Raw genomic sequence first — 24,479 nt, 5'->3', positions numbered from 1 at the left:
AACGGTTGAGCGGGCGGAGTGGAGTGTGGCGGGTAAGATCGCCGTGAAATTGGTCTTAGTGGCTGTGCCACTTAGACCAAGGCTCAGCTTTGGGATTCGCGCACTTTGCGAAGCTCAAAGTGATGCCCACAGCGAGCTCACCCGCCACACGCAACGCAGACCGCGGCCAAGATTAGAACGTTATACTTGTCACAGCAAATTACCTCTGAATCGCGCGGTGGCAGTGACGGCCAAGATGCAAGAGCAGAAGCACAGCAAGCTCACCATGATTTTGTGTTAAACTAGAACCGCCTATCAAATCAAGAAAGAACGAGGTCTAGCAAGTGTATCCTCAAACAAGCAAACGCTTAAATGAATTAGTCAGCGCTAAAATCGTCCCAGGCATCAGCTATGCCCTGATCGACCATCAGCATGTCAGCGTTGAGGTCCGCGGCCAGCGGCGATGGCTGCCGACGCCGGAACCATTGACGCCAGGGTTACTTTACGATCTGGCCAGCTTGACCAAAGTGGTCGGGACCGCCACGGTCATTTTTCAATTAGTTGAACAAGGTGACTTGAAATTGACCGATCCTGTTCAACGTTTTTTGCCAGAATTTACAGATGGGCGGGTCCAAGTCCAGCATTTATTGACCCACACTTCAGGGATCCATGGCTTTATCCCGTACCGTGATCAACTTGATGGTGTGGCGTTAAAGCGAGCGCTCTTAAGTTTACCAGTGACGGCAACTTTTGAGCGAAGAGTGGTTTACACCGATGTGGGGTTTCTTTATTTAGGTTGGATCATTGAAGCAATCACTGGAGTTGCGGTGCAGACGGTGATCAGTCAGCGGGTCCTAGCGCCGTTACAACTTTTTAGTAGCACGTTCACACCCAGCGCGATTGATTGTGTGCCCACGACCTATACTCAGGGTAGTTTGCGACAGGGGGTGGTTCATGACCCTAAGGCGCGGCAATTGGGCGAACATTGTGGTTCTGCAGGTCTATTCGCGCCGTTATCCGATTTGATCACGTTTAGCCAATGGTATTTGGGTCAGCGACCGGATCTGCCCAATGTGATCAGTTCGCAGTGGCGGCAGAGTTTGTGTCAAGATTGGACCCGCCAACATTTACGGCGTTCCTTAGCTTGGGATCTGCGTCAAGATCAGCGTGATGGGCATCGCTTGCTGTTTCATACCGGGTTTACGGGGACCTTTTTACTATTGGATCTGGCGCGGCAACAGGCGTTGATCGTCTTGAGCAATCGCGTTCATCCCATTCAAAAAAACGACCGCTTCTTGCAACAGCGCGAAGTGATCGTTCAGAGTTTTATTCAAGAGTTACCGCGGACTTAGCTATTAATAACCAGCGGCGATCACACCTTGTTCAGCGAGTAGTTTCCGAAGCGCTAACATAGCTGTGTAGGTGGTCAAAATATAGATCTTCTCATTGGGGACTTGGCCAGCCTTGGTGACAAAATCACTTAGGGACTGGCTTTCTTTGATCTGGGCCGTAGATGCGTTGGCGACCTCGAAACGTAATTTGATGTCGGCTTGACGTTCACCGCCCACAAGGATGTCAGGAATCGTGGCGAAAGGCAGTTCTTCAAATTCGCCATCCCAGATCCAACTGGTATCCCGCCCATCCGCCGGATTAGCATTTAGTAGAAAACCAAGAGAGAAAGGATCCGGATCAGTTTTGATCAAATCGAAGACTTGATTCAGGCCCACAGGATTTTTTACTAAAATGATCGTCGCGTGCTTACCATTTAGTTTGATGACCTCTTGACGACCAAAAACCTGTTCATCGTGGCGTAGCGCCTGTACGATTTCGTTCGGTGCTACGCCTAAATAGGTCGCCGCGCTGTATGCGGCCAAGGCGTTATAAATATTGTACATCCCACCGACATGGATCTTGAAAGGTGTACCATTGATCATGAATTTGGAGAAATTAGGCCGGAGCTCTTGGACCGCCGTTACTTGATCAGTCAGTTCTGGTCGCTGAAAGCCGCAATTAGGACAGAAATAGTCGCCTAAATTTGCGTAGGTAATACTGTGATAGTGCAGGATATGTTGGCAAATGGGGCATAAGACCCCATCAGAATTGAAGCTAGCACGCAGATCCGCGTCAAGATCATCATTGGCAAACCCATAATAGATCACCGGATTGGGTAGTTTCTGATCATTAAAGATCGCAGCATCGCCATTGACGATCAGGGTCGCTTCCGGCGCTAGTTTGACCCCATCAATGATTTTTTGGTAGGTCGTATAGATCTCGCCATAACGATCCATTTGATCGCGAAAAATATTGGTCAAAATGAATGCTTTAGGGGTTAGTTGCGCACAGATCGGCGCCACGTTAGCCTCATCGACTTCAAGGACCGCTAGTGCGCGACCAGCCGGTTTTTTGGCGGAGAGAAAGGCGGTCACGATTCCTTGGACCATGTTGGAGCCGCTAGGATTAGTCAAAATAGAACCATACTCCTGCTCAAGGATCTTAGTGAGTAGGGAAGTGGTCATCGTCTTGCCATTAGTACCCGTGACGATGATCACATCATAACTCTCACTAAAACTGCGCAGGAATTCAGGATCGATCTTCAATGCGATCTTGCCGGGCAGTGAACTACCACCACCACGAAAAGTGTGTAAAAACCAGTAACTACTGCGACCAAGAAATTTGGCCAAAACCGTCTTTAATGACATTTTCTTACCTCGTTTAGAATAACTGTTGATATTTGTTTTGTGATCAGCGTTGGTGATTTGCTATTTGATCGCCAGCGCGAGCATTGGGGTGATCACGAGTACCGCAATGACGCCAACATGCTGGTGACCTGATGAAAGTGAGTCTGGATTTATTTTAGCATATTTGATGGGAACACAACAAATATGCGTTAGAAAATTCCTCGATCGTAAGCGGTGGCGTATTTGTTAGAACTTTATTGGGGTGCTGACTGATCACAAATCAAGATCCGGATTTTCGACCGCGCTGATTTTGCGGATTTTTAAACAGTGGGATCAGTGGATCAGACGCAGCATTTAAACGGGATCACTAGCATTAGGCCGTAACTTTTATTGGGCAATTGACGGAGAATCGGTTATACTAAAAAGCGGAATGTATTTTGGGAGGTAGACAAATGGCACAGCTATTCTTTCGCTATGGCGCAATGAACTCTGGTAAGACGATCGAGATCTTGAAAGTTGCTCACAACTATGAGGAAGAACATAAATCTGTGATCCTTCTGACCAGTGGGATCGATTCTCGAGATGGGGTCGGTTATGTGGCTAGTCGTATTGGTTTGAAGCGCAAGGCTGAGCCGATCTTTCCGGAAACGAATATTTTCGAGACGGTTAAAGCAATCAATCCGAACGCGGCTTGTGTGTTGATCGACGAGGCGCAATTTTTGGAGAAGCATCACGTTTATGAAGCGGCGCAAGTGGTCGATCAATTGAATATCCCTGTGATGACTTTTGGCTTGAAAAATGATTTCCGTAACGAATTGTTTGATGGTTCGCGTTATTTATTGCTTTACGCGGATAAGATCGAGGAGATCAAAACGATTTGTTGGTTTTGCTCGCGGAAGGCAACGATGAATCTTCGGGTGCATGATGGTCAGCCGATCTATCACGGCGAACAAGTCCAGATCGGCGGTAACGAGTCCTATTACCCAGTTTGTCGGCAACATTACTATCATCCTGATCTTAGTCAGAATGTGCTCGATTGACAGTGTCGCGCTACTAAGTAAGTTTTAGTTTTTTTTGAAAGAATGGAACAGGTGGATTAAATGGATAAGATCCTAGCTCAGTTAGATGGACTGTTGTTACGGTATGAAGAATTAACTGAAATGATGGCGGATCCGGAAGTTATCGGTAATACGAAACGCTACTTGGAAGTGTCCAAGGAATCAGCGGGAATGACGGAGATCGTCAATAAATATCAGCGTTATAAAGAAGTCATCAAGGAGATCGCGGATAATAATGATCTGATCCGTGAGAGCAATGATAAAGAATTGACCGATCTGGCCAAAGAAGAATTGGCGGAATTGACGACAGAACGGGAAAATCTTGAGCACGAGATCATGTTATTGATGTTGCCCACAGACCCTAATGACGATAAAAATATTATCATGGAGATCCGGGGCGCGGCCGGTGGTGATGAGGCGTCTCTTTTTGCTGGCGATTTATTGAACATGTATCATCGTTACGCAGAACGACAAGGTTGGCAATTTGAGCTCATTGATGAGAATCGGACTGAAGTTGGTGGCTATAAAGAAGTCGCGGCGATGATCACGGGGACCAATGTTTACTCCAAGCTGAAATATGAGAATGGGGCCCACCGAGTTCAACGGGTACCGGAAACAGAATCTCAAGGACGGGTGCACACGTCGACGGCCACGGTGGCGGTCATGCCAGAATATGATTCAGTTGACTTGGAGATCGACCCCAAGGATATCCGGGTCGATGTTTACCGTTCTTCAGGTGCTGGTGGCCAGCATATCAACAAAACCTCATCTGCGGTCCGGATGACCCATTTGCCAACAGGGATCGTCGTCGCCATGCAGGATCAACGTTCTCAGCAACAAAACCGGGAAAAGGCGATGCAGATCTTGCGCTCCCGAGTCTATGATTTTTATGAAAGTGAAAATCAAAGTGAATATGATGCCAGCCGTAAATCAGCGGTGGGGACCGGTGACCGTTCGGAACGGATCCGGACTTATAACTATCCCCAAAATCGGGTCACAGATCACCGCATCGGTCTGTCATTGAACAAGTTGGATCGGATCATGAATGGGGAGTTGGATGAGATCATCGACGCTTTGATCGTGTCTGATCAGACCAAGAAGTTGGAGCAAATCACTGATGACAACACCAACATACTATAAGGCCCTTAACTGGGCTTTTTTGTTGCTGAAGGGAAAAAAACTTGATGACTACGGCGCCGAATATGTTCTTTTAGAGCGTCAGGATTGGCGCAAAACGGACCTGTCGTTTCACGAACGGGAACCCATGCCGCCAGCAGTTTGGCAACGATTCCAGCAAGATGTCCAAGCATTATTAACGGGTGAACCAGCACAATACTTGTTGGGGCACGCTTGGTTTGCCGGCTTAAAATTACAGGTCACCCCAGCAACGTTGATCCCCCGGCAAGAAACGGAAGAATTGGTCGCGTGGGCTGGTGATTTTGCCGAAAGATTCCAGCAACCGCGGATCTTGGATCTGGGCACTGGCAGTGGCGCGATCGCTTTAGCTTTACAGCAACGTTTTCCGCAAGCGGAGATCTGGGCCAGCGACCTTAGCACCGAGGCTTTACGGGTAGCTCAAGCTAATGGTCAGCGCTGGCAACTGCCTGTAAATTTCGTTCAAGGCGACTTGTTCGCGGCAGTGGCCCAGCAGCCGGCTTTTGATGTGATCATCAGCAATCCACCGTATATCAGTCATCACGAGGAAAACGTGATGGATTACTCGGTCAAACATTTTGAGCCAGCGCTGGCGCTTTATGCTGAAAATGATGGGCTGGCCCTTTATCAACGGATCGCCGCTGACGTTTCAGCCCATTTGACTGCGCCCGGCGCGTTATTTTTAGAGTTCGGTTATCAACAAGCGCCGGCGATCCAACAACTCTTTGAAGCGATTCAACCAGCACGCCCGGTAGTGATCCGCCGCGATCTGGCTGGTTGGCCACGCATGGCCCAGATCGGCCCGCAGGCGAGTATGTCACCTAGGTTAAAATGATTATGGCGTTTTTTAGCGGCAGATTAAGAAAATCAGTCGATAGATTAGAATTTAATGAAACGAGACGACTATATAATGGAAACAAAAATTTTTGACCACGAGAAGATCGCGGCGGCAGCAGCGCTATTGCGGCAAGGGCAGCTGGTGGCCTTCCCCACAGAAACGGTTTATGGTTTAGGCGCGGTGATCAATAATGAGACCGCCGTTAAAAATGTTTATTTAGCCAAGGGCCGACCTAGTGACAACCCCTTGATCGTGCATGTGGCCTCACCAGAGATGGTTTGGCGCTACGCACGACCTAATGCTTTAGCGCAACAATTGATGACGCGTTTTTGGCCTGGTCCGTTGACGATCATTTTACCCCTGCGACCAGATAGCCTCTTGGCAGTCGTGACCGGCGGCCTGACTACTGCGGCTTTTCGCATGCCCGATAATCAAGCGACCCTGACCTTGATCCAAGAAACTGGGATCCCCATTGTTGGACCCTCAGCGAATACTTCAGGGAAGCCCAGCCCAACGACCGCACAACATGTTTATCACGATCTGGCCGGAAAAATCGCTGGGATCTTAGATGATGGTCCCACAAAGGTCGGCTTAGAGTCCACCGTGGTCGATCTCAGCGTACAACCGGCGGCAGTTTTACGGCCAGGCTATATTACCGCGTCAGCGCTGACCCCGATCTTGGGTGAGGTCGAAACCGAACAACATCATGTTGCCGCAAACGAGATCCCGAAAGCGCCAGGCATGAAGTACAAACATTATGCGCCTAATGCACAAGTTCTGATCGTCGCGCCGGCGCTCGATTTCGTTGCAGCAGTTCAGGCCACTTTGCCAAAAGCGACCGGGTCCTTAGGCGTGTTGGCCTTTGATGACCAATTACAACAAATAGCGGCAGCAGGTTATCATGTTCCTGAAGTGACGACTTTCGCGCTAGGTGATGATCTGCAACAAGCGGCCCAAGAACTTTTTGCCGGTCTGCGGGATTTTGATGACCGACCTGAGATCAAAACGATCCTGGCAGCCGGTGTCCCTGAAAATGGGTTGGGGATTGCTTACATGAATCGCTTGAAGAAGTCCGCTGGCGGGCAGTTTTTTGCTTTTGATCCAGTTGGGAAGTAAACGGCGGTTAAGTTTGTGGGTCTTGGCTTGCTTGCAGATTTGAATCGATTTGAAAAGTGCACTTGCTACTTCGCTTGATTGCAGGTGTGGTTGGGTTTGGTGGTGACGCAACCGCCTCAGGGCGTTTTTGGTGGCTAGAACGCAGTGGACGCTGTTTTGAGCCAATTCAAAGACCGAATTGTCTCAAAATCAGGTCTTTGTCTAAGTGGCAAAGCCACAAAGACAAATTTCACTGCTGAAACGTGTTCGCTGACCTAGCTTCTTCCGCTTAGCTACGCTCTTATTCTGGAAGCAAGTGACGCTTCCAAAATAAGAGCTAGGCTAATGCTCAGAAGCTGCCCAGGTCGGCTCGCACTCTGGATAGAGCCACACGCCCTGAGGCGGTTGCTAGGCAGAATTGCGCCTAGCTGCAATCTTGGCGAAGCAGTTAATAAAGTGCTTTTGCTAGTGTGGCAGTCAAAATGAGGCTATTTCATTTTGTGTGAAAAGGCCTGTCAGCTGTTTGACCGGAGTTGCTGGCGATCATCAAGTCGATTGTTACGATGTCACTATCTGTACGAAATTGTGACCACTAGACAAGGTCGTCAAATGCGGTGAGATTTGTCAGTTTGCACGAGCAGGCACTATGGCGTGGCAGCTTGATCTGCTTCAAACGGTTGAGCGGGCGGAGTGGAGTGTGGCGGGTGAGATCGCCGTGAAATTGGTCTTAGTGGCTGTGCCACTTAGACCAAGGCCTGATTTTAAGACTCGCAAAGCGAGGCTTAAAACAGCGCCCACAGCGAGCTTGCCCGCTACACGCAACGCAGACCGCGGCCAACATTAGAAAGAGACAGCCGCCCACAGCGAGCCCACCCGCCACATGCAACGCAGACCGCGGCCAATATTAGAACAGTATAGCCATCAGCAGTTTAGCAGGGACCAACGAGCGTTTGTTCGTTGGTTCCTTTTCTTTCGCTTATTTAAGGAAATCGGTATAATATGAATTACAAGGAGGGGTTGCGTTTGGATTTTATTGAAAAAGATCAAGAAGTTTGGGCGGCGATTCATCGTGAAGAGCAACGCCAGCGACAGAATATCGAGCTGATTGCTTCAGAAAATGTGGTTTCTGAGGCGGTCCGGTACGCGCAAGGCAGTGTGTTAACTAATAAATATGCGGAAGGGTATCCTGGCCATCGCTTTTATGGTGGCTGTGAGTATATCGATCAGGTCGAGGAGATCGCGATCGCGCGCGCAAAAAAATTGTTTGGTGCTGAGTACGCGAATGTGCAACCCCATTCCGGTTCGCAAGCAAATGAGGCGACTTACCGCGCCTTGTTACAGCCGGGTGATCGTGTTTTAGGAATGGATCTGACCGCGGGTGGTCACTTGACGCATGGTTCACCGGTCAATTTTAGTGGTCAGACTTATGAATTCCATAGTTATGGGGTCGATCCTGAGACTGAGCAATTGGATTATGAAGCGATCATGGCCCAGGCCAAAAAAGTGCGGCCTAAATTGATCGTCGCCGGCGCTTCAGCTTACAGTCGGACGATCGACTTTGCGGAATTTCGCCGGATCGCCGATGAAGTCGGCGCATTATTGATGGTCGACATGGCGCATATCGCCGGACTGGTCGCGGCTGGGGTACATCCTAATCCAGTGCCTTATTGTGATGTGGTGACGTCCACGACACATAAGACTTTACGGGGGCCTCGAGGTGGTTTGATCCTGGCCAAAGCAAAATATGCCAAGAAACTCAATTCGGCAGTTTTCCCCGGGACTCAAGGTGGCCCATTGGAGCACGTGATCGCCGCCAAAGCGATCGCGTTTGGAGAGGATCTGCAGCCAGAGTTTAAAGATTACGCGGCCCAGATCATCAAGAACGCGCAGGCCATGGCAGCGGTCTTTAACGCGGATCCAACGTTGCGTTTGGTTTCTGGTGGGACTGACAATCACTTGTTGTTATTGGATGTGACGGGGACAGGTTTGTTCGGTCGGGATATTCAAGAGTTGATGGACTCGGTTCAGATCACGTTGAATAAGAACACGATCCCCTTTGAACAGAATGGCCCATTCAAAACTTCGGGGATCCGGATCGGGACACCGGCGATCACGACGCGAGGAATGAAGGAAGCTGATGCTCGCCAAGTCGCTACTTTTATCCTTGAAGTTTTGAAAAAACGTGACGAGCCACAGGCAATCAATCGGTTACATCAGGAGATCAATGCTTTTGCTGAAAGTTTTCCGATAAATTGGGGCTAAGCAGGTAGATATTTATGGCTAACTAGCTTATCATTGATATGATTTAAAAATTGAAAGGTGGCAAAAGTATGGGAAAGTTTACGGTTTTGAATCATCCGTTGATTCAACACAAGTTAACGATCATTCGTGATAAGTCGACGGGTACAAAGGTTTTTCGTGAGGTGGCCAACGAGATAGCGGAATTGATGGTCTATGAGATCACCCGCGATCTGCCCTTGACTGATGTTGAGATCGAAACACCAATGGGAAAAACCGTGCAAAAACAATTGGCTGGTAAAAAACTGGCTGTCGTTCCGATCCTCCGCGCCGGCTTAGGCATGGTCGACGGTGTTTTGGAATTGATCCCAGCAGCAAAAGTTGGTCATATCGGGATGTATCGTGATGAGAAGACTTTGGAACCACATGAGTATTTCGTTAAGATGCCACCTGATATCGATCAGCGTATCTTGTTTATCGTCGATCCAATGCTGGCAACAGGCGGTTCCGCGAATATGGCTATCGAAGCTTTAAAAGCCCGCGGTGCTAAAAGTATGCGTTTAGTTGTTTTGGTCGCGGCGCCTGAAGGGGTAAAAGCCGTTCAGGATGCCCATCCTGATGTAGATATTTACGCGGCGGCTTTGGATGATAAATTAACGGAAACTGGATATATCACCCCAGGACTTGGTGATGCCGGGGACCGTCTATTCGGCACAAAATAAGGCTTTGTTCGATAAAGCCCTTACAAGTCCAACTTTTCTTTGAATTTTATTTTTGCTGGTGGTAGTATGAAGGTTGTGTTTTCTGAACATGGTTTAGAGGCTGAACACAGTATTACCGTCAAGCTTGACTTGCCGGGATTCATAGAATGTTGGGAAGGAGGCGCGCTTTGGAGAATAAATATCAATACCTAACTTTTTTAGGACTTACATTTAATGTGGCCAACTGCCTTTCAATCATTTTAACGGCACTGGTAGTCTTCTTCCTTGTTTTCTTCCTATCACGGAAGTTAACGATGAGGCCGGGTAAACGCCAAAATGTGTTAGAGTATTTGATTGATTTTAGTAATGGTATCGTTAAATCCATTATGCCTGGTGATGAGGGCAAACCGTTTTACTTCTATATTTTTGTTTTATTCCTATTCTTGCTCGTTTCGAACGTCTTAGGATTGTTTCTTGAAATCAAAGTCAATGGCTTTACTTTCACAAAATCACCAACGGCTGACCCAATGGTGACGATGCCACTCGCTTTGATGTCCTTGGTTTTAGCACACTACTATGGTGCGGAGAAATATGGTCTCAAAGGATATCTAGGCAATTTCGCTCGTCCGGTCGGGTTCATGTTACCGATGAACTTGATTGAAGAGTTTACCAATTTCCTGACTTTATCATTACGTCTTTACGGTAATATTTTTGCTGGTGAAGTATTGATTGGATTATTAGTCATGATGACTCAAGGTGCTGGCTTGTCTGGCATACTTGGGACTGTCGCGGCGATTCCAATGATGATGATTTGGCAAGGGTTCTCTGTCTTTATCGGTGCGGTGCAAGCTTATATCTTCGCCACTCTGACTTGTGTTTACTTCTCGCGTAAAATTACCCGAGAATAAAGTTTTAACAAACTAGGAGGAATTTACAAAATGACTAAATATGTCGCTGCTGCTATTGCCGCAGGTCTTGCTGCCTTAGCTACTGCCTATGGTAACTCAAAGGTTATTTCTAAAGCTATTGAAAGTATGGCTCGCCAACCCGAGATCGCTGGTGAGATCCGGAGCACGATGATCATTGGTGTTGCCTTGATCGAAGCGGTTCCTATCTTAGCAGTCGTTGTTGCCTTCATCATCCTTTTTGTCTGATAAACAAACTGCAAGAGACGTTTTTTATTAGATTAGGAGGGAGCGTTGTTCATGGCAAATGGATTAATTATTGCTGCCAAGGCTACCCAAGATGGTAGTTTGGGCGACTCGCTTGTTCTGATCATAGCTTTTATTCTATTACTGATTTTGCTCAAGATTTTTGCTTGGAAACCAGTTGTTAAGATGATGGATGATCGGCAGAAAAAAATCTCCGATGATCTTGATGGTGCAGCTGATTCACGTGCAAAAGCTGAAGAAATGGCCGCAAAACGCCAAGCAGAATTAAAGAACTCTAAAGCTGAAGCAATCCAGATTGTAAATACCGCAAAAGAAAATGGTGAAAAGCGTCGTGATCAGATCGTTTCTGACGCCCAGACCGAGGCTGCACATGTCAAGGACAAGGCGCATTCAGATGCGGATCAAGTTCGGACCGAAGCGCTCAATAGTGCCCGCGCTCAAGTGGGACAGATCGCGATCGATATTGCGGAATCACTGATCAAAAAGGACTTAGATGCCACAGATCAACAGACATTGATCGACGCTTACATTAAGGGGTTGACGAATGCCGATGAAACTAAATAAATTTTCAGTAGGCAAACGTTATGCCAAAGCGCTTTTTGAGTACAGTGAGGAGCAGGCACGACTTGACACGACTTATCAAGAATTGATGGTCATCAAGCAAGTTTTGCAAGCTTCGCCGGACTTTCTGACGGTCATGTCATTGGCGTCAGTTTCCAATGCGGAACAGACCCAGCTTTTGACGACGCTGGCACAGCCTTTTTCACAGATCACGCAAGATTTCTTGCATTTGGTCTTTGATTATGGTCGTATGAATGATCTCGACTTGATCATCGCGGAGTTTGAACGGCTCTACGATGCTACTCACGGTCGTGTATTGATCCACGCGGTCAGCGCGACAGCTCTATCGCAAGAGCAACGTCAACAGATCGGTCAAGCCTATTTACAACGTTTTAATGGAAAAAGCGCCCAAGTAACGAATACCGTTGATCCTGATTTGATCGGCGGGGTCATCGTTGAAGCTGAAGGTCGGCGGATCGATGGCAGTATTCGGACGAAATTGCAACAAATGCGGGCGTTATTAGCTCAGCCACTTAGATAAGCTATGAGAGAAAAAGTGAGGTGAATCGGTTGAGCATCAAAGCTGAAGAAATTAGCGCATTAATTAAACAACAATTAGCAAATTATCAAGATCAACTCAAAGTTGAAGAGATCGGCACAGTCACGTATGTTGGTGATGGGATTGCGCGCGCGCATGGCCTTGACAATGTTATGGCCAGCGAGTTGCTCCAATTCTCCAACGGCTCTTACGGGATCGCCCAGAACTTGGAAGCCAATGATGTCGGGATCATCGTCTTAGGTAAGTTCGATGATATCCGTGAAGGCGATACAGTTAAGCGGACAGGTCGGATCATGGAAGTTCCTGTTGGGGACGAAATGATCGGACGGGTCGTCAATCCTTTGGGTCAACCGGTCGATGGTGCAGGTCCGATCCACACGGAACGGACACGACCAATTGAAAGCCCCGCACCTGGGGTGATGCAACGGCAATCTGTTGATCAACCGTTACAAACTGGTTTGAAGACGATCGACGCTTTAGTTCCGATCGGTCGTGGTCAGCGTGAGTTGATCATTGGTGACCGGAAGACTGGTAAGACTTCGATTGCGATCGATACGATCTTGAACCAAAAGGGTCAGGATACGATCTGTATTTATGTGGCGATCGGTCAGAAACAGTCGACTGTTCGTGCGCAAGTGGAAACATTACGTTCGTTTGGCGCTATGGACTACACGACAGTCGTTGTCGCAGGCCCTAGTGAACCAGCGCCGATGCTCTATATCGCGCCATATGCGGGTTCCGCGATGGGCGAAGATTTCATGTATCGGGGCAAGCATGTTTTGATCATTTTTGATGATTTAAGCAAGCAAGCGTCCGCTTATCGGGAAATATCCTTGCTGCTCCGTCGTCCGCCTGGTCGTGAAGCCTATCCTGGGGATATTTTCTACTTACATTCACGTTTACTTGAACGTGCGGCTAAGTTGAGCGATGAATTAGGTGGTGGTTCAATGACTGCCTTGCCGATCATCGAAACTCAGGCTGGGGATATTTCTGCTTATATTCCGACTAACGTGATCTCGATCACCGATGGTCAGATCTTCTTGGAAAGTGATTTATTCTATTCGGGCACTCGTCCGGCCATGGATGCTGGTAACTCAGTATCACGGGTCGGGGGCGCAGCTCAGATCAAAGCGATGAAGAAAGTTGCCGGGACATTGCGGGTGGACTTAGCTTCTTATCGTGAATTGGAATCTTTCGCTCAATTCGGATCTGATCTTGACGAAGCGACTCAGGCCAAACTGAATCGTGGTCGCCGGACAGTCGAGGTCTTGAAACAACCATTACACAAACCATTGCCTGTCGAAAAGCAAGTTGTCATCCTCTATTCCTTGACTCATGGTTTCTTGGATAGCGTGCCCGTTGACGATATCCAGCGGTATCAAGACGAGCTGTTTGCTAATTTTGATAGTAATCATGAAGACTTATTGAATGAGATCAAGACAACTGGCAATCTTCCTGACGAAGCTAAAATGGATAGCGCGATCAAGGCCTTCGCTGAAGGCTTTACCCCATCTGCTAATTAGTTGGAATAGGAATATTGGATTTTCGATTTAGTGAGCAAAGGAGTGGTGAAGTAATTGGCTGAATCATTGATCGATATCAAACGGCGGATCATTTCGACCAAAAAGACCGGACAGATCACCAGCGCGATGCAGATGGTCTCCGGGGCGAAATTGATCAAGCTGGAAGATAAATCAAAGAATTATCAAATCTATGCCAAAAAAATTCGGGAAATCGTCACCCATCTTGCTGCTAATAAGGTTTTAGAACTTGCAGTGATGCGTCAGCACGCTCAAAGCAAAACCGGGACTACCGAAGAGGATGTACTTTCATTAAGTAATCTTCTGGTCGAACGGCCAGTCAAGAAAACTGGTTATCTGGTCATTACCAGTGATCGGGGTCTGGTCGGTGGTTACAATAGCAATATTTTGCGTTCTGTGATGGATATTTTATCTGATCACAAAGATCCCAACGAATACGCCGTGATGGCTGTCGGTGGGATGGGCGCAGAGTTTTTCAAGGCTCGTGACGTCCAACTCGCTTATGAGTATCGTGGCGTCAGCGATGTTCCGACCTTTAACGAGGTCCGGGAGATCGTTAAAACGATGGTGACGATGTTTGATGATGGGGTTTTTGACGAATTATATGTTTGTTACAATCACCATGTCAATTCATTGTCGTCAGCGTTTCGGGCGGAGAAAATGTTGCCGATCACTGATTTAGATACGGACAAGGTCAATGATGACGCCGCGACGGAATATTTAGCAGATCCTTCTGTTGATGTTGCGTTGAACGCCATTTTGCCTCAGTATGCGGAGAGTTTGATCTTCGGCGCGATCATGGACGCGAAAACGGCGGAGCATGCTTCGTCAATGACCGCCATGAAGAGCGCGACCGATAACGCCAATGATCTGATCCGCGACTTGTCGACACAGTTGAACCGTGCTCGTCAGGCCCAGATCACTACGGAAATCACCGAGATCGTTGGCGGTGCTGCTGCATTAGAATAATCATAAAAGATGGGAGGAATTAAAACGCATGAGTGTTGGTCATATTGTTCAAGTTATTGGACCAGTTGTTGACGTTGAGTTTCCCCTCGATGAAGGGTTACCTGATATCAATTCTGCATTAAAAGTAACGAAAAATGACGAGACGACCGTTGTTTTGGAAGTCGCCCTTGAATTGGGTGATGGCGTAATGCGGACGATTGCGATGGAATCCACCGATGGTTTGCAGCGGGGAATGGAAGTTGCCGATACTGGCGCGCCGATCTCTGTTCCTGTTGGTAAGGAAACATTAGGTCGTGTTTTCAACGTTCTGGGCGAGACGATCGACTCAGGACCGAAATTCGCACCTGATTTCCGTCGTGATAGTATTCATCGAGAAGCGCCTAAGTTTGAAGAGTTAAGTACGAGTTCTGATATTTTGGAAACAGGGATCAAAGTCATTGATCTATTGGCACCTTACATTCGTGGTGGTAAAGTCGGCTTGTTCGGCGGTGCCGGCGTAGGTAAGACTGTCTTAATCCAAGAGTTGATTCATAATATTGCCGAAGAACATGGTGGGATCTCCGTCTTTACCGGTGTTGGTGAACGGACACGTGAAGGGAACGACCTTTATTTTGAAATGAAGGGTTCTGGTGTTCTGGAGAAAACAGCCATGGTGTTTGGTCAGATGAACGAGCCGCCTGGTGCCCGGATGCGGGTCGCTTTGACTGGTTTAACGATCGCGGAATACTTCCGTGATGTTGAAGGTCAGGACGTCCTGTTGTTTATTGACAATATTTTCCGGTTTACTCAAGCTGGTTCTGAAGTTTCGGCGTTACTAGGTCGGATGCCGTCAGCCGTTGGTTATCAGCCAACATTGGCGACAGAAATGGGCCAATTGCAGGAGCGGATCACTTCGACGAAGAAGGGTTCCGTTACCTCGATCCAAGCGATCTATGTTCCTGCCGATGACTACACTGACCCAGCGCCAGCGACTGCGTTCGCCCATTTGGACGCAACGACGAACTTGGAACGTAAGTTGGTTGAACAAGGGATCTACCCAGCTGTGGATCCGTTGGAGTCTTCTTCAAGCGGTCTGGATCCACAGATCGTTGGTCAGGAGCACTACCAAGTTGCGACTCAAGTCCAGCATGTTTTACAGCGATATCGTGAATTACAGGATATCATCTCGATCTTAGGGATGGATGAGTTATCTGATGATGAGAAGATCTTAGTCGCGCGGGCGCGGAAGATCCAATTCTTCCTTTCGCAAAACTTCTTCGTTGCTGAAGCCTTTACTGGTCAACTAGGTGCTTATGTTCCTGTTAAAGATACAGTTGCTGGTTTCAAAGCGATTCTTGATGGTCAATATGATGATTTGCCTGAAGATGCTTTCCGTAATGTTGGTAAGATCGAAGACGCGGTCGCTAAGGCCGCCAAGATGGGCTATCATCATCAAGCAAATTAAGGAGGCGTGAGCAATGGCAACTTCACAGAAAGTGTTGACAGTTAATATTGTAACGCCAGATGGTTTGGTCTACGATCACCATGCAACTATGTTAGTGGCCTGCGCCGTTGACGGTGATCTAGGGATCATGGCGAACCACGAACCGATCATCGCGCCTTTGAAAATTGGGGAAGTTCGGGTCAAACGCACGGACAACCCTGATCATGAAGATGCGGTCGCAGTCAATGGTGGTTTCCTTGAGGTCAATGATAACGTTGCTTCGATCGTTGCGGATAGCGCGGAACGTGCGCGGGATATCGACCTGAAACGGGCCGAAACTGCGCGCGAACGGGCCCAAAAAGAAATCAAGGCTGCAGAAGCGCAGCATGATATCGATGAAGTGCAACGTGCCCAAGTTGCTTTGAATCGGGCGATCAACCGGATCAATGTCTCAAAACATCGTCGCTTTTAGATAGTGATGTCAAATCGTTTTGTTTTAAGGTCGAGCTTGCTCGACCTTTTTTTATGGGCGCAAATAGGGTAAACTGAACCTATTCGAATGTTTGTTTTTGACGAGAGCCGAGCAAGATAAACGACTGAAAATAAATAGGGTAGGTTTGGGCGTGCAAGCACAAATTAGTTTCAAAAAACGATTGGGATTTCTAGTATTAGGTTTAGTTCTGGACGCGGCGGCGAACGCCTTGATGATCAATAGTAATCTTGGCAGTGCAGTATGGACAGCATCGGGGGTCAATTTAGCCGACGCCTTACATATTTCTTATGGCACGACTTTGTTTGGTTATGCATTGTTGGTCACGATCGCGAATCAATTTCTATTGCGGCGCTTTGATGCTCGGATGTTCATTTCAAATTTGATTTTCTCATTACCATTTAGTTATTTGGTCAATTTCTTCGCCTGGTTGTATCAGCCTTTACAATTGGACCAATTGCCTTTACCCCTGCGTCTGCTCGTGAATTTAACTGGATTATTTGGGGTAGCCGTTGGTGTTTCGATCTATCAACGTGCTAATGTGATCCAACATCCTAATGACGAATTGGCCTATCTCTTACGTTTCCAATATCTTCACGGTTCTGCTGGTTGGGGTCAATTGATCAGTTATACGCCGCCGGTCTTGGTGATGCTGGGATGCTGGTTGATCACCGGTCAGTTGACGACGATCGGGATCGGGACGCTTTTGGCATTGACGATCCAAGGCTTTGTGATCGGTTGGTCGGATCGGCATATCGTGCCTTCATTGAAACATCATTATTCATTTTGATGATGACAGCTGTAAATGAGTTTACTTGAAAAAGAGTAAAAAAAACGCTGATCGCCGCTTAAATATGATAGACTGAGATGTATAACTAAATAGGAGGCACATCATGAGTTCGGTAACAATAACAGCATTATTTACGATCTTGTGTCACTTAGCGTTTATCTATTTGAGCTATCAGGTACTCGACGTGATTCGTTTCGATGTTTTTCTACACAGCCATCAAGAAGGCAAAGCACGGTTACTCCGTCTCTTATTGGCGATCGCCATTGGTTTTGGCGGGAGTTCTTTCCTACTATCGATCATCAACAATCTGAGTTCTATTTTCTTTGGACTTTAAGCTAAATAAGGAGTTTTTATGGAAGAGATCATTATTCATGGCGGTCATCGGCTTGAAGGTACCGTCATGATCGATGGCGCGAAAAATGCCATTCTACCGATCATGGCGGCCAGTCTATTGGCGACAAGTGGGGTCACAGAGATCGAGGACGTACCGATCTTGGCTGATGTTTTCACCATGACCTCGGTTTTGGAGTCTTTGGCGGCCCAAGTTGGTTTTGATCAGACTCAACAAAAGTTACAGATCGATGCCAGTGGTAGTTTGACCCATGAAGCGCCTTTTGAATTAGTCTCGCAGATGCGGGCCTCGATCATTGTTTTGGGACCATTATTGGCACGGCTGGGTGTGGCGAAGGTAGCAATGCCAGGTGGTTGCGCGATCGGTTCCCGGCCGATCGACTTGCATCTAAAAGGCTTGCGACAATTAGGGGCGCGGATCACCCAAAATGGCGGTTATATCGAAGCGCGCGCGACCAAATTGATCGGCGCGGATATTTATTTGGACTTTCCTAGCGTTGGCGCCACAGAAAATATTATGTTGGCGGCGACTTTGGCGGAAGGGACCACTTTTATTGAAAATGCTGCCCGTGAACCGGAGATCGTTGATTTGGCGATCATGCTTAGTGAAATGGGCGCTCACATCAGTGGTGCCGGGACTGAGACGATCAAGATCGTTGGTGTGAAAAGCCTTCACGGTACTAGCCATCAGGTCGTTCAAGATCGGATCGAGGCGGGCACGATGATGGTCGCGGCGGCGATCACTCACGGCAAGGTCTTGATCAAAAACGCGATCGGTCATCATAATCGTCCCTTGATCTCAAAATTGACCGAGATGGGTGTGACGATCACCGAACGTGATGACGGTATTTTGGTCGAGGGGCCAACGCATTTACGGCCGGTCAATGTTAAGACTTTGCCTCATCCTGGCTTTCCCACGGATCTACAACCACAGATGACTGTGGCGCAATTGATGGCTGATGGGGTCAGCGTGATGAATGAGACCGTCTTCGAAAATCGGTTCATGCATATGAACGAATTGCGCCGAATGAACGCTGATTTTGAGATCGAAGGCAATACCTTATTGTTGCATGGCAAAGCCGATCTGCGCGGGGCCCAAGTTGAGGCGACGGATCTGCGCGCGGCGGCGGCGTTAGTCTTGGCTGGTTTAGTCGCTGAAGGCGAGACAAGAGTCGGCCAGTTGCAATATTTGGATCGGGGCTATTATTTGTTGCATCAGAAATTAAGTCGTCTTGGCGCTGATATCCGCCGCAGTGATGTGGATGAGAACGGCGAAGAGCGGCCAATTTTGAATGCGCTGTGAGCTGATCGACAAAGTGGGACAAATAAAATCATCTAAATAACAGGATAAACTGATCGGGCGTGAGCCAATAGGACTCTAACGCCCGTTTTTGGCGGGCTGGTCATTATTTTGCGCTAATCAAGTAAGATTTATCCAAGGGCTGGTCGCCCATAAAGATCAAGGTCCAGAACGGTCAGTTTCAAGCGGCGAGCATGATCGTCGTGACAATTCTGAATATTCTCTAAACTTTGACGCTGGCTGCCGTTGGCGTCTTGGTTGGACTTCATAAATGTGATATAATTTTTCAGTGAATAGCGAGAGGAGCAACAATTATGGCTAAAGATATCGGGGTCGATCTGGGGACTGCGAATGTTTTGATCAATGTACGGGGAAAGGGCATTGTTTTGAACGAACCATCCGTCGTGGCCATTGATACCACGAATGGCAGTGTCGTTGCCGTTGGCGAGGACGCTTATAAAATGGTCGGACGGACACCGGGGAATATCCGCGCGATCCGTCCATTGAAAGACGGCGTGATCGCTGATTTTGATATTACCGAGGCGATGTTGACTTATTTCATCAATAAATTGAACGCGAAGTCATTCATGTCAAAATTGAACATTTTGATCTGCTGCCCGACTAATATCACTTCTGTTGAACAGAAGGCGATCGTTCAGGCGGCCCAAGCTGCTGGGGGCAACAATGTTTATTTGGAGTTGGAACCAAAAGTGGCCGCAGTAGGCGCCGGCATGGATATTTTCAAACCACAAGGCAATATGGTGATCGATATCGGTGGCGGGACCAGTGATATCGCAGTCCTCTCCATGGGTGAAGTCGTGACTAGCCGCTCTTTGCGACAGGCCGGGGACAAAATGGACGCGGCCATTGTGAACTACGTTAAACAGAAACATAATCTTTTGATCGGGGAACGAACAGCGGAGACGATCAAGAAACAGATCGGCACTGCTTATGAACCGGAAGAAGATGCGACATTAGAAGTTCGCGGTCGTGACTTAGTAGACGGTCTGCCTAAGGAGATCACGATCGACGCGATCGAAGTCGAACAAGCTTTGCACGAAAGCTTGATGAACATCGTCGCGGCGGCTAAGGAAGTGCTGGAACAGACCCCACCAGAATTGTCCGCTGATATTATTGATCGTGGGATCATGTTGACTGGTGGCGGCGCGCTTTTGAAGGGGATCGATCGTTTGTTCTCTGACCAATTGAAGGTCCCAGTCGTATTAGCGGAGAATCCGCTAGATTCTGTTGCGTTAGGCACGGGAATGTTACTGGATAATATTGCCCATCATCAACAGCACTAGGCGGAGTGATTTGATTGAAATTTAGAGTAGATAAAAAACATGTGTTTTCAGGCTTGCGCTATATCGGAATCACCCTTTTGATCATGGTGATCGCGCTACTGGTGGGGAGTGTGATCGGCTACGGGATCTCTGGAAAAGGAAATCCTTTTCAGGTCTTTTCGCCCCAAACTTGGCAGCATGTGTTAGACTTTTTACGTTAGTTTTGAAGGGAGTGACGTTATGCGGCGATTTCTGATCGGCTTGGTGCGCTTTTATCAGCGATATATCTCGCCATTATCACGGCCGCATTGTCGCTATTATCCCACTTGTTCTAGTTATATGGTGACGGCGTTGACGCAACACGGCGCGTTAAAGGGAACACTGATGGGGATCGCCCGGATCCTGCGGTGTAATCCCTTCGTTCGTGGTGGCTTCGATCCAGTCCCTGATCACTTTAGTTTGCGGCGCCACCCTCATCCAGAACTATTTGAGGATGAGATCATCGCGGCGAAATTTCACCCTGACAAAATGCAGTCAAAGGAGTAGCGTATGACAAAAGCAACACGCCCTGTCGAGATCCGTTTGGTCGACCAGGATGAGCACCATTGGCAATTGGAAACCGGTCAAGGTCATTTTATTGGTCGGATCGAGCAAGATGGCAAGAAGTTTCTAAGTTTTTACGGTTCGGAAGAACAGGCTCATCGTCATCAAAATCTTGATGAAGCGACCCATGAATTGATCATGCAGTTCAATTTGCACCAACATTGATTGGTGCTGATGTAAGGTAGGGAAAGTATGCCAGTAGAAAAACATTCAGAAGAAAAAAGATCGAATCGAATCGATTACGGCGTTCTTTTTTCGGTGATGATGCTGGCCATTTTCAGTATCGTCGCCGTTTATGTCGCGACTTATCATGACAGTACCGCTAGCAGTCCGATCCGAGCGGCGATCATGCAAGTGGCGTGGTATGTCGTTGGCGGCATCGCCGTAGTGGTGATCATGCAATTTGACGCTGAGCAACTGTGGAAGATCGCTCCTTATGTTTATGCCATGGGGATCTTCCTGCTGTTGGCCGTGCTGGTCCTCTATGATCGCCAAACTTTTGACAATACCGGCGCCAAAAGCTGGTTCAAATTTCATTCATTCACTTTTCAACCTTCGGAGGTTATGAAACCTGCTTTTATTTTGATGCTGGGCCGCGTGGTAACGCAACATAATGTGCAGTATCCTACCCATAGTGTGAAAAGTGATTTCCTGCTTTTAGGTAAAATGCTGGTTTGGACTGTACCGGTTGCCATTTTGTTGAAATTGCAGAATGACTTCGGGACCATGTTGGTCTTCTTGGCGATTTTTGCCGGCGTCACTTTAGTGTCCGGTGTCACTTGGAAGATCCTGTTGCCGGCGATTTCCACGGTGGCGGTCATTGGTGGCGGGGCCATTTATCTGGTCACCCAAGATTGGGGCCAAACGCTTTTACGTTCAGTTGGCTTCAAGACCTATCAGTTCAATCGGGTCTTGAATTGGCTGAATCCGTCTCAAGATACCAGTAATAGTGGGATGCAATTGTGGCAGAGTATGAAGGCGATCGGTTCTGGTCAAATGACTGGCCGCGGTTTCAATAACATCAAAGTCTACGTGCCGGTGCGCGAATCTGATATGATCTTCTCCGTTATTGGCGAGAATTTTGGCTTCTTGGGCAGTTGTGCCTTGATTTTATTGTATTTCTTGTTGATCTATCAAATGATCAAGGTTACTTTTGATACGAAGAACGAATTTTACGCTTATGTTTCCACGGGCGTTATTATGATGATCCTGTTCCACGTTTTTGAGAATATAGGCATGAGTATCGGATTATTGCCGCTGACAGGGATCCCATTACCCTTCATCTCTCAAGGTGGTTCGGCGCTATTGGGCAATATGATCGGGATCGGGTTGATCATGTCGATGCGCTATCATTATAAGAGTTACATGTTTACCAACAAAGAAAACGAAGAGTTCGATTAAACGTGTGCCGCGCTGATTTTTGGCGGGGCATTTTTATGTTTCAATAAGATCCGCACTGGCCTGGTGGGGCCGATCGCTCAGCCTGAGCTCAACGCATTTGGTGCTGAGGATCAGGTCACGCAGGCAACTAAAAAAATGAAAAAGGTGATCAAATGGCATTGATTAATAAGATCCCCGCAGAGAAAGTTATTGATCTGCGGCAGGAAGTTCCGATCGAACCAGAACAAATGCTCAGTAAAACGCTGGTACAACGCGATTCATTAGGCATCACAGTATTCTCGTTAGCTCAAGGGCAGACGATCCAACGTCATCAAACCAATGGCGATGCCATGGTCAACATTTTGTCTGGTGTCGCAAAAATCACGATCGGCGCGCAAGATTATTTGGTCCATGCCGGTGAAAGCCTAGTCATGCCCCAAGGGATCCCCCACGAATTGCACGCCAAAGAAGCTTTCCAAATGCTTTTGGTAGTGGTCAAGCCCGAAGGAGGCCAAGCATGATCTATGATTTGGCGGCGTTAGTCAATTATCATGATCAACAGATCACCAGTCGGGAATTGACCGGAAAGTTCGGTCTCCCGGCAGCAACGACCCTATATGCGTTCGCGGCTGGTGAAACGATCAGCGCCGAGCAAAGTCCGCAGGAGAAAATACTTTATATCCTTGACGGTGAATTGACGATCACAACGGCGCAGACGCTGACGGCTCATGCCGGCCAGTTAGTGACGCTGGCGGCGGGGGAGACACATCAGCTGGCCGCAAAGCAACCTTGTAAATTTTTACAGATCGAGTTGAGTTAGGCGTTCAATTGCTGAACGCTTTTTTACTTGGATTGGCTGGAGTTGATTTGCAAACTACCGTTTCTTTGTTTGCTGATTTGCCTGCTTGCAGGTGTGCTGGGTTTGGGTGTGGACGCAACCGCCTCAGGGCGTTTGTGGTGGCTGGAAACGTGCTCCGCGCAACTGGCTTCTGTGCTTAGCTACGTAATGGCTTCGGAAGCGAAGCCCGCTTCCAAAGTCATCACTAGGCTAATGCTCGAAGTCAAACCGTTGCGCTGCGCACTCTGGTTCGAACGCAGTGGGCATCGTTTGAAGCCAATCCGCAAAACCGGCGGCTTGTCTTCAAAGCGAGCCTTTGTCTAAGTGGCAAAGCCACTAAGACAAATTTCACTGCTGAGCCACACGCCCTGAGGCGGTTGCTGGGCAGAATGGAGCTTATCTGCAATATAGACGCAGTAGTTGATGAAGTGTTTTTGCAGGTGTGGCGGTCAAAATGATGTCATTTCATTTAGTGAAAAGTCTCTGACTAATTGTCGCGACCGATTGTCCAGACTAGTACGATACAAGTTCGGTGATACGCTATTCAGTTGTCGGTGATCATCAAGCTGGTCGTTACGTTGTGACTACTAGCCATGGTCGTCAATTGCGTGGGAATCCGTCAATTCACACGCGCAGGCACTATGGCGTGGCAGCTTGATCTGCTTAAAACGGTTGAGCGGGCGGAGTGGAGTGTGGTGGGTGAGATCGCCGTGAAATTGGTCTCAGTGGCTGTGCCACTTAGACCAAGGCCTGATTTTAAGACTCGCAAAGCGAGGCTTAAAACAGCGCCCACAGCGAGCTCACCCGCCACACGCAACGCAGCCCGCGGCCAAGATTTGAACAGAACAGACGCCCACAGCGAGCTCACCTCGAACCAAGCAGTGACAGTGACGGAAAAAATTAGAGATCCAGCAGGTTTGTTTCCGCTGGCATACAGAAAGTCGACCCTAGAACTAGCACAGAAATAATTCCAGCCCAGGCCACTTCTCATAGTGTTATTGCGGTGTCATATTCAAAAATCAGTAACAAAAAATAAGTAAAACTGAAATAGAAAAAGCAGCTGTGTTATAATGCAACTAGTAAAAGCAATTTAGCTTGTGTACGATCAAATTATTGGAGGATCTCAAAATGACTGAACAAACATATTTTTGGCAAGAAAAAATGGCAAATGGTCAAATTAAATTAGGCTTGAATCAAAGCGCCCGGGAAGAACTGGGTCAGGTCAAGTATGCGGAGTTACCTCAAGTCGATCAAAAACTGGCGATCGGCGACACTTTGTTGGCGGTCGAAGCGCAAAAAATGGTTCAAGATCTACCAACGCCGATCGCTGGTCGCATCGTGGCCACTCACGAAGCGTTAACAACCACGCCAGAACTTTTGGATACGGATGATGATCAGGAAAATTGGATCGCAATCGTTGACCAAGATTAAGAGGAAACTGACTCATTTATTTTATGATTGCTTGATTTTCAGGACT

General features: G+C 47.8%; 28 protein-coding genes. 27 read left to right on the top strand and 1 reads right to left on the bottom strand.

Translation table 11 applies throughout. The annotated features are described in order from the left end of the window. Both OCU21_RS08485 and OCU21_RS08480 read left to right on the top strand, forming a co-directional pair. On the top strand, nucleotides 1–280 hold a 280-nt coding region (locus OCU21_RS08485), incomplete at its 5' end, for a hypothetical protein (protein WP_261806982.1). A 43-nt stretch (nucleotides 281–323) separates the two neighbouring features. After that, nucleotides 324–1,331: a serine hydrolase domain-containing protein gene (locus OCU21_RS08480; RefSeq protein WP_261806981.1), complete on the top strand. Its 1,008-nt coding sequence runs from the start codon at nucleotides 324–326 to the stop codon at nucleotides 1,329–1,331. 3 nt (nucleotides 1,332–1,334) lie between these two features. Here OCU21_RS08480 and OCU21_RS08475 read toward each other — a convergent pair whose 3' ends face one another. Continuing rightward, nucleotides 1,335–2,678, bottom strand: a complete 1,344-nt coding sequence (locus OCU21_RS08475) for a Mur ligase family protein (RefSeq protein WP_261806980.1) — start codon at nucleotides 2,676–2,678, stop codon at nucleotides 1,335–1,337. A gap of 431 nt (nucleotides 2,679–3,109) precedes the next feature. Here OCU21_RS08475 and OCU21_RS08470 point away from each other — a divergent pair, with 431 nt between their 5' ends. The 25 genes from OCU21_RS08470 (at nucleotide 3,110) to OCU21_RS08350 (ending at nucleotide 24,433) form a co-directional block, all read left to right on the top strand. Further along, the gene (locus OCU21_RS08470) at nucleotides 3,110–3,697 is read left to right on the top strand and encodes a thymidine kinase (RefSeq protein ID WP_261806979.1); all 588 of its coding nucleotides are present in this window, start codon (nucleotides 3,110–3,112) and stop codon (nucleotides 3,695–3,697) included. Between the two features lie 60 nt (nucleotides 3,698–3,757). Further along, nucleotides 3,758–4,855 (top strand): peptide chain release factor 1, encoded by a 1,098-nt coding sequence (gene prfA, locus OCU21_RS08465; protein ID WP_261806978.1) that lies wholly within the window; start codon nucleotides 3,758–3,760, stop codon nucleotides 4,853–4,855. Further along, nucleotides 4,833–5,705 carry a peptide chain release factor N(5)-glutamine methyltransferase gene (prmC, locus tag OCU21_RS08460; protein ID WP_261806977.1) on the top strand — a complete coding sequence of 291 codons (873 nt, stop codon included), beginning with the start codon at nucleotides 4,833–4,835 and terminating at the stop codon, nucleotides 5,703–5,705. Before prfA ends, prmC begins: the two co-directional genes overlap by 23 nt. 75 nt (nucleotides 5,706–5,780) lie before the next feature. Next, entirely contained in the window at nucleotides 5,781–6,824 is a 1,044-nt protein-coding gene (locus tag OCU21_RS08455; protein ID WP_261806976.1) for an L-threonylcarbamoyladenylate synthase, read from the top strand. Nucleotides 6,825–7,826: 1,002 nt separating this feature from the next. Then, nucleotides 7,827–9,065, top strand: coding sequence for a serine hydroxymethyltransferase (glyA, locus tag OCU21_RS08450; protein ID WP_309297207.1), 1,239 nt, complete (start codon nucleotides 7,827–7,829; stop codon nucleotides 9,063–9,065). A 68-nt stretch (nucleotides 9,066–9,133) separates the two neighbouring features. Continuing rightward, complete coding sequence (upp, locus tag OCU21_RS08445; RefSeq protein ID WP_261806974.1) at nucleotides 9,134–9,763, top strand: uracil phosphoribosyltransferase; 630 nt, start codon at nucleotides 9,134–9,136, stop codon at nucleotides 9,761–9,763. Nucleotides 9,764–9,930: 167 nt separating this feature from the next. Next, nucleotides 9,931–10,650 (top strand): F0F1 ATP synthase subunit A, encoded by a 720-nt coding sequence (gene atpB / locus OCU21_RS08440; protein ID WP_261806973.1) that lies wholly within the window; start codon nucleotides 9,931–9,933, stop codon nucleotides 10,648–10,650. A 30-nt stretch (nucleotides 10,651–10,680) separates the two neighbouring features. After that, entirely contained in the window at nucleotides 10,681–10,896 is a 216-nt protein-coding gene (atpE, locus tag OCU21_RS08435) for a F0F1 ATP synthase subunit C (protein WP_261806972.1), read from the top strand. A 51-nt stretch (nucleotides 10,897–10,947) separates the two neighbouring features. Next, nucleotides 10,948–11,478 carry a F0F1 ATP synthase subunit B gene (gene atpF, locus OCU21_RS08430; protein ID WP_261806971.1) on the top strand — a complete coding sequence of 177 codons (531 nt, stop codon included), beginning with the start codon at nucleotides 10,948–10,950 and terminating at the stop codon, nucleotides 11,476–11,478. After that, nucleotides 11,459–12,016, top strand: coding sequence for an ATP synthase F1 subunit delta (atpH, locus tag OCU21_RS08425; protein WP_261806970.1), 558 nt, complete (start codon nucleotides 11,459–11,461; stop codon nucleotides 12,014–12,016). Before atpF ends, atpH begins: the two co-directional genes overlap by 20 nt. Nucleotides 12,017–12,045: 29 nt before the next feature. Then, nucleotides 12,046–13,557, top strand: coding sequence for a F0F1 ATP synthase subunit alpha (atpA, locus tag OCU21_RS08420; protein ID WP_309297206.1), 1,512 nt, complete (start codon nucleotides 12,046–12,048; stop codon nucleotides 13,555–13,557). A gap of 54 nt (nucleotides 13,558–13,611) precedes the next feature. Then, nucleotides 13,612–14,544, top strand: a complete 933-nt coding sequence (locus OCU21_RS08415) for a F0F1 ATP synthase subunit gamma (protein WP_261806968.1) — start codon at nucleotides 13,612–13,614, stop codon at nucleotides 14,542–14,544. A gap of 28 nt (nucleotides 14,545–14,572) precedes the next feature. After that, entirely contained in the window at nucleotides 14,573–15,988 is a 1,416-nt protein-coding gene (gene atpD, locus OCU21_RS08410) for a F0F1 ATP synthase subunit beta (RefSeq protein ID WP_261806967.1), read from the top strand. Between the two features lie 13 nt (nucleotides 15,989–16,001). Continuing rightward, the gene (locus OCU21_RS08405) at nucleotides 16,002–16,439 is read left to right on the top strand and encodes a F0F1 ATP synthase subunit epsilon (RefSeq protein WP_261806966.1); all 438 of its coding nucleotides are present in this window, start codon (nucleotides 16,002–16,004) and stop codon (nucleotides 16,437–16,439) included. A gap of 151 nt (nucleotides 16,440–16,590) precedes the next feature. After that, complete coding sequence (locus tag OCU21_RS08400) at nucleotides 16,591–17,247, top strand: DUF6198 family protein (protein WP_261806965.1); 657 nt, start codon at nucleotides 16,591–16,593, stop codon at nucleotides 17,245–17,247. Between the two features lie 103 nt (nucleotides 17,248–17,350). Continuing rightward, nucleotides 17,351–17,581, top strand: a complete 231-nt coding sequence (locus OCU21_RS08395; RefSeq protein WP_261806964.1) for a DUF1146 family protein — start codon at nucleotides 17,351–17,353, stop codon at nucleotides 17,579–17,581. An 18-nt stretch (nucleotides 17,582–17,599) separates the two neighbouring features. Then, nucleotides 17,600–18,901, top strand: coding sequence for a UDP-N-acetylglucosamine 1-carboxyvinyltransferase (gene murA, locus OCU21_RS08390; protein ID WP_261806963.1), 1,302 nt, complete (start codon nucleotides 17,600–17,602; stop codon nucleotides 18,899–18,901). A gap of 311 nt (nucleotides 18,902–19,212) precedes the next feature. Beyond that, nucleotides 19,213–20,202, top strand: coding sequence for a rod shape-determining protein (locus OCU21_RS08385; protein ID WP_261806962.1), 990 nt, complete (start codon nucleotides 19,213–19,215; stop codon nucleotides 20,200–20,202). A gap of 14 nt (nucleotides 20,203–20,216) precedes the next feature. After that, nucleotides 20,217–20,402 carry a DNA-directed RNA polymerase subunit beta gene (locus OCU21_RS08380; RefSeq protein WP_261806961.1) on the top strand — a complete coding sequence of 62 codons (186 nt, stop codon included), beginning with the start codon at nucleotides 20,217–20,219 and terminating at the stop codon, nucleotides 20,400–20,402. Between the two features lie 19 nt (nucleotides 20,403–20,421). Next, the gene (yidD, locus tag OCU21_RS08375; RefSeq protein WP_261806960.1) at nucleotides 20,422–20,727 is read left to right on the top strand and encodes a membrane protein insertion efficiency factor YidD; all 306 of its coding nucleotides are present in this window, start codon (nucleotides 20,422–20,424) and stop codon (nucleotides 20,725–20,727) included. A gap of 3 nt (nucleotides 20,728–20,730) precedes the next feature. After that, complete coding sequence (locus tag OCU21_RS08370) at nucleotides 20,731–20,949, top strand: DUF2969 family protein (RefSeq protein WP_261806959.1); 219 nt, start codon at nucleotides 20,731–20,733, stop codon at nucleotides 20,947–20,949. Between the two features lie 27 nt (nucleotides 20,950–20,976). Beyond that, entirely contained in the window at nucleotides 20,977–22,185 is a 1,209-nt protein-coding gene (locus tag OCU21_RS08365) for an FtsW/RodA/SpoVE family cell cycle protein (protein ID WP_261806958.1), read from the top strand. Nucleotides 22,186–22,337: 152 nt separating this feature from the next. Further along, nucleotides 22,338–22,685, top strand: coding sequence for a cupin domain-containing protein (locus tag OCU21_RS08360; RefSeq protein WP_261806957.1), 348 nt, complete (start codon nucleotides 22,338–22,340; stop codon nucleotides 22,683–22,685). After that, nucleotides 22,682–22,984, top strand: a complete 303-nt coding sequence (locus OCU21_RS08355; RefSeq protein WP_261806956.1) for a cupin domain-containing protein — start codon at nucleotides 22,682–22,684, stop codon at nucleotides 22,982–22,984. The genes OCU21_RS08360 and OCU21_RS08355 overlap by 4 nt, the downstream gene beginning before the upstream one ends. Before the next feature lie 1,146 nt (nucleotides 22,985–24,130). Next, nucleotides 24,131–24,433, top strand: coding sequence for a glycine cleavage system H family protein (locus OCU21_RS08350; RefSeq protein ID WP_261806955.1), 303 nt, complete (start codon nucleotides 24,131–24,133; stop codon nucleotides 24,431–24,433). The last annotated feature ends 46 nt before the right edge of the window (nucleotides 24,434–24,479 follow it).

It is taken from the genome of Lapidilactobacillus luobeiensis, from assembly GCF_024345205.1.
Lineage (GTDB): Bacteria > Bacillota > Bacilli > Lactobacillales > Lactobacillaceae > Lapidilactobacillus > Lapidilactobacillus luobeiensis.
Note: the sequence above shows the minus strand (reverse complement) of the source record. Positions and strands in the feature narration are given on the sequence as shown.